This window comes from Neobacillus drentensis, assembly GCF_036966985.1.
Taxonomy (GTDB): domain Bacteria; phylum Bacillota; class Bacilli; order Bacillales; family Cytobacillaceae; genus Neobacillus; species Neobacillus drentensis_E.
The window spans coordinates 1-5,517 of the sequence record NZ_JBALSN010000495.1; the positions used below are offsets into that span (position 1 = coordinate 1).

The 5,517-nt window shown below is 38.0% G+C and carries 3 protein-coding genes and 1 riboswitch; of the genes, 2 read left to right on the forward strand and 1 reads right to left on the reverse strand.

Features of this window, described 5'->3' with window-relative positions:
* The first annotated feature begins 70 nt into the window (after positions 1 to 70).
* Together V7659_RS26250 and V7659_RS26255 are read left to right on the forward strand one after the other, a co-directional pair.
* Entirely contained in the window at positions 71 to 3,229 is a 3,159-nt protein-coding gene (locus V7659_RS26250) for a family 43 glycosylhydrolase (RefSeq protein ID WP_335543039.1), read from the forward strand.
* A 209-nt stretch (positions 3,230 to 3,438) separates the two neighbouring features.
* The gene (locus V7659_RS26255; RefSeq protein WP_335543040.1) at positions 3,439 to 3,774 is read left to right on the forward strand and encodes a DUF1904 family protein; all 336 of its coding nucleotides are present in this window, start codon (positions 3,439 to 3,441) and stop codon (positions 3,772 to 3,774) included.
* Between the two features lie 239 nt (positions 3,775 to 4,013).
* Here the strand turns inward: V7659_RS26255 and V7659_RS26260 are convergent, their stop codons facing one another.
* Positions 4,014 to 4,883 carry an SDR family oxidoreductase gene (locus V7659_RS26260; protein ID WP_335543041.1) on the reverse strand — a complete coding sequence of 290 codons (870 nt, stop codon included), beginning with the start codon at positions 4,881 to 4,883 and terminating at the stop codon, positions 4,014 to 4,016.
* Between the two features lie 529 nt (positions 4,884 to 5,412).
* A riboswitch (SAM riboswitch) is annotated at positions 5,413 to 5,517 on the forward strand. This riboswitch is flagged as partial in the annotation.

The following is a 5,517-nucleotide window of genomic DNA, read 5'->3' on the forward strand; positions in this document are numbered from 1 at the left end:
CTCTTAGAATAAACATCTATGAAACAATCGGTCTATCAAGGTTTATTGAGATTTGTAAGGAGGGGTACTGTTGTTAAAGATAAACAAAATAATTTCTGCGCTTATGGCTTTAATCCTCATTGTTTTACCCGTGTTGTCAACTAGTAAACCTGTTTCTGCGGAGACAGCGAATATGGATTCAGACATTCTGTATTTTGTAAATGCTGGTGATGGTACACCTAACACAGTTGAAGGAACTGACAAAATGGGTCTTTACTCAAGTAAAACGGAGCAAAACTATGGTGAAGATGAAGTTACAGGGAAAAAGTGGGGTTTGGTAACCACTACAAGTGGAACTAGTGGTTCAAATAGCAATGATAAATTAGGATCTCTTCGATATTATAATGGTCCTCAAGTCCGTGATAAGGCATTAGTATATAAATTCGAATTGCCGAATGGTGACTATGACCTTAATCTAGGATTCAAAAATCCTTGGAGTGGACGAAGTGTCAATATTATCAGTGAGGGTCAAAATCTATCCAATGGAGATTATGATATTGGAAGTTATTCCACGGTAAAAGAAGTTGAATATCAACAAATAACAGTTAACGATGGGGAATTAGAAGTTAAGATCCAGGGACCTTCAACAGGAAGCTTATCAAACTATAATGATCCACTCGTAAATTACATTATCGTCAAGAAGTACAAGGCGGTTCCTCTTTTTGATTTGGAAGCAAAATTAGCATCAGCAAAAGAAGAAGCGCAAAAAACTGAAACCTACACTAAATACAGTTTAGCGGAACTAAATAAAGCTATTGAACAGGCTGATCATTTGGTGGAAAATATCAATGAAAATGGGTTAGATTCTAACTCGAAAACTGTTCAGGTACAAATTCGTGCAAGTTTGAAGAACTTAGGTACGGCTTTAGCAGGACTAATCGTATTCACTCCAAACGAATCTTTTAGACCTGGACAGGTTTGGACAGATACATATGGTGCTCCAATCCAAGCACATGGCGGCGGTATTATGTATGACGAGGAAACAAAGAAATATTATTGGTACGGTGAAGATAAAACCAACGGATACCTTCCAGCTAGAGGTGTTAGGGTTTATTCATCAACAGATCTTTATAACTGGAAAGATGAAGGTCTTGCTCTAACAGCAATAGAATCGATGGACCAATTTGAAACAGATCCACTTATCTCGAAACTGTATGAAGGCAGAGAAGATAAAGCCGATATAAAAAATGATATCGGTACTGACCGGATTATTGAAAGACCAAAAGTAATCTATAATGATAAAACAAAAAAATATGTGATGTGGATGCATACCGATGGTCCTTCTGCTACGTCAAGTGCAAACTATGCAAAGGCGGAAGCAGGCTATGCATTAAGTGATTCTCCTACCGGACCTTTCGTCTATCAAGAAAGTAACCGTATGGACCGAGTTCCTGAAGGTGCGGAATATAATGGGCAGCCAAACCAGCCTGGTATGGCACGTGATATGAACTTGTTCAAGGATGACGACGGGACAGCCTACTTAATCTATTCAAGTGAAGAAAACATGACGATTTATATTTCGAAATTGAATGACTCATATACGGATATCGTAGGCTGGCATAAGGACGGCAAAGTAGAACGCGATACCACATACAAATCTGTCTATGGTGAGGATTATATAAGAGTATTTCCGGGTGCACAACGTGAGGCTCCTGCGATGTTCAAATATAATGGAAAGTACTATTTAATAACTTCTGGTGCGACAGGATGGGCGCCGAATTCAGCAAGATATACGGTTGCTGATGATATATTCGGAGAATGGAAGCCTATGCGCGATCCTGCAATCGGTGAGAAAGCTTCCACAACATTTGATTCACAAAGCACCAATGTCATTACCATTGATGCTAAAAAAGGAAAATTTATATTTATGGGTGACAGATGGAAGGAAAGTGATTTAAAGGATTCTCGATATATTTGGCTGCCAATCGAATTTGGTCAAGGTGATGAAATTAGTCTGCAGTGGTATGACAAATGGAATCTGGATACTTTAAACAGAATGGGGAAAGTCACCGTTAACACGGAGCTGCCAGCCAAAGTATCTGTTGATCAAGTACCTAATTTACCGAATAAGATTAATGTGACCAACTCCGAAGGGATCAAAATGGACACGCCAGTAACATGGGACATTAATGTTGAAGCATTCTCAAAGCCTGGAACTGTAGTGGTTGAAGGGACACTTTCTGAGTTAGCTGATAAAGTGGTTAGAACAAAGATATTAGTTTTGCCGGACCATGTAAGATACTTTGTTCATGGCGGCGGGGCGAAAACAAATGATTATGAAACATGGTCGTCTTATATGCAAGGTACACTCCTTAATAAGGATGTCATCGATCAAAAGTATGACCCGGCAAATGGACAAACATGGGGATATATCGGGGATCGGACAAAACCGTCAGGCAGTAACAGTGGAGATTTATTTTCTTCGTTACGATACCTTTTAAGTAATTCCGGTGATGATCTCTCTTATAAGTTTGACTTAAAAAATGGTAAATACACTGTATATACTGGACTCTACGATCCGTGGTACAGTTCAACAAAGGGAAGCAGAAAAGCAGATATATTAATTAACGGCGAAACGAAAACGAGGGGCTATGTGTTTACGAGTTCTTACGATGTCAAAGGCTATGAAAATGTGAACGTAACCGATGGGAAACTTGACCTTACTGTTCGCAGGGTAGCTGGTTCACCTGATCCTCAAATCAGCTGGATTATGATTGTGGAAGAAGATACAACATCTCCAGTCATTACAGTAACTGGGAATAAGGAAAGTTATTCTGTTGATTCAAACATATCTATCACTTGCAGTGCAACTGATGATTTGTCTGGAATTGCTGCTGTCGAATGCCCGTCCATAGAAAGGCCGGCATATGAATATGGTTTAGGAGTAAATAAATTTACAGCCCAAGCTATTGATCATGCAGGTAATGCAACAGAAATAGATTTTCAATTTACGGTAACTGTGGACTTTGATAGTTTAAGCCGATTAACCGATTCTTTTGTAACGGATATGGGGGTTGCTCATTCGCTGACTACCAAACTTAATGGAGCAAAAGAAGCAGCTGCGAAAGGTAATCAGAATGCCGCAGAAGGTAAACTTCAAGCTTATGTAAATGAGTTATCTGCTCAAAGTGATAAGTCACTTACAAAAGAAAAGGCGAATCTATTAATTTCTTTGTCTGGAAATCTTTGAAATGAAGTAAATGTTACTTGAACATAAAAAGTGTCAGGATCATCACATCCAGATGGTGCCTGACACTTTTTTATATTGTAGTTTTTTTAACAAAGCCCTAATTGATTATTCCATTAGCGGGTTTGAATTGGCTATTTAGATAAATTAGTGTCATTATGGATTTTGTTATATGTTCTAAAAATTTATCACACGGTACGGGAGCGATTTGTATGCCACATTTAATTATTAGAGGAGTTTCAGTTGATCAGGTAAAAACGATTAGTCCTTCATTAGTACAAGAATTGGCGGATTTATGTGCATGTGGAACGGACAATTTTACCTTAGAAATCGTCCAATCAACTTATGTATTTGATGGAAATGAAGTGCCTGGTTACCCATTAATTGAAGTAAAATGGTTCGAACGCGGTCAGGAAATTCAAGACCAATTTGCCAACATTGTAACAAACCATATTCAAGCACTCGGAATCCCAGAGGTAGAAGTCGCTTTCAGTACATTCCTGGAGTCAGCTTATTATCTAAACGGAAAGAGTTTTGCTTCTTCGTGAAGCTAAAGTTTTATCACAAAAATAAATTATCTGACTGTATAAGTTAACATAATATTATTATGTTAACTAATTTAGATTTGAATGATACTTTTTTAGTATTTGATGCTGGCATATTTTTTAGAACCTTTCATTTAGAGCCTGTCCCCCGTGCTTAACTTTAGTGTGCTGGGGGACAGGCACAAATATATGGCTAGGCACTTGGGCTGTATACCTAATCCAAAACTCTATTAGAAATCTGCCTACCCATTAACGACTTTTCCACCATTTACATGCAGAATTTGACCAGAAACATAGGATGAATCTGCATTTGATGCAAGGTATACATATGCAGGAGCAACTTCTTCCGGCTGTCCTGGGCGCTTCATCGGTGTGTCCTGTCCAAATTTACTAACTTCTTCTGCGGTAAAAGTAGAAGGGATAAGTGGAGTCCAAATTGGTCCAGGTGCGACTCCATTTACTCTGATTCCTTTTTCGGCCAGTTGAGAGGCAAGAGACCGTGTAAAGGTTGTAATCGCCCCTTTTGTAGAAGAATAGTCAAGCAGCTTTGGATGTCCTTGATAGGCAGTAATAGACGTCGAATTAATAATTGCACTTCCTTCCTTAAGGTGAGGCAAAGCGGCTCGTGTTAAATGAAACATAGAAAAAATATTCGTCCGGAATGTCTTTTCCAACTGTTCTGATCCTATGTCCAAAATGCTTTCTTGAGGATGCTGTTCAGCCGCATTATTCACAAGGATATCAATTCCTCCTAGCTCATCAACTGTTTGCTGTACGGCTTTTTTACAGAATGATTCATCACCGATGTCTCCAGCAATTAAAAGGCATCTTCCACCTTCCTCCTCAACCAGCTGTTTGGTTTCTTCGGCATCATTACTTTCGTTTAAATAAATAATCGCAACATTTGCACCTTCTTTCGCGAAAGCTATAGATACAGAACGCCCAATTCCACTGTCACCACCGGTGATAATCGCATTCTTTCCTTGTAGTTTGTTACTTCCTTTGTATTGCGGATTTTCCGTATCTGGACGTGGTTTCATATCCTTTTCAATTCCTGGTTGCTTGTTTTGTTCCTGTGCGGGTAATTTGCTTGGGTACTGTTCATTGTTCATTTGATATTACCTCCAATAAATGTGGGATATTAATGCAGTACCCGTTCAACAAAGAGAATAAACTATAAATCTACAAACCATGTTGTATATGAAAATAATGTAGAAAATTCAAATAAAATGGAAAACGAAAAATGTTAAAAAGCTCGAGTGAACGGGAATGATAAAAGTAGTAGAAAAGTCAAATGCATCTCAGATGAATATTGTTACAAAAAAGTTGTTTAAAAACTTCTTGAATTCGAACAATACTCTAATGGGGGAATGAAAAATGAAAATCCATAAACCTGAATGGCTGTCATTAAGTAAAGAAATAAAAGTGAAACTTATTCGTTTAGCGATATTGGAAAACCAGAGCAGATACTCATCACAGTGAAAATGAAACAAATGCTTTGCTAATATATTAATTATTAGCATGGTCCTTAGGATAGTATTGCAATTTTAAGAATATTAAAATATAATACTATTTAATATTTAATTGTTTGCATGATGTTTATGTTATTAACGCAAAATCAAAAAAAATGATATATAGATTTCATTATCAAGAGAGGCAGAGGGACTGGCCCGATGACGCCCGGCAACCGCTATTACGAAATAGTATGGTGCCAAGTCCTACAGAACTAGATGGTGCCGAAAGATA

What these genes read in the sequence shown, in the direction of transcription:
- V7659_RS26260 (WP_335543041.1), bottom strand. Translation starts at nt 4,883, where the DNA reads ATGAACAATGAACAGTACCCAAGCAAATTACCCGCACAGGAACAAAAC.
- V7659_RS26255 (WP_335543040.1), top strand. Translation starts at nt 3,439, where the DNA reads ATGCCACATTTAATTATTAGAGGAGTTTCAGTTGATCAGGTAAAAACG.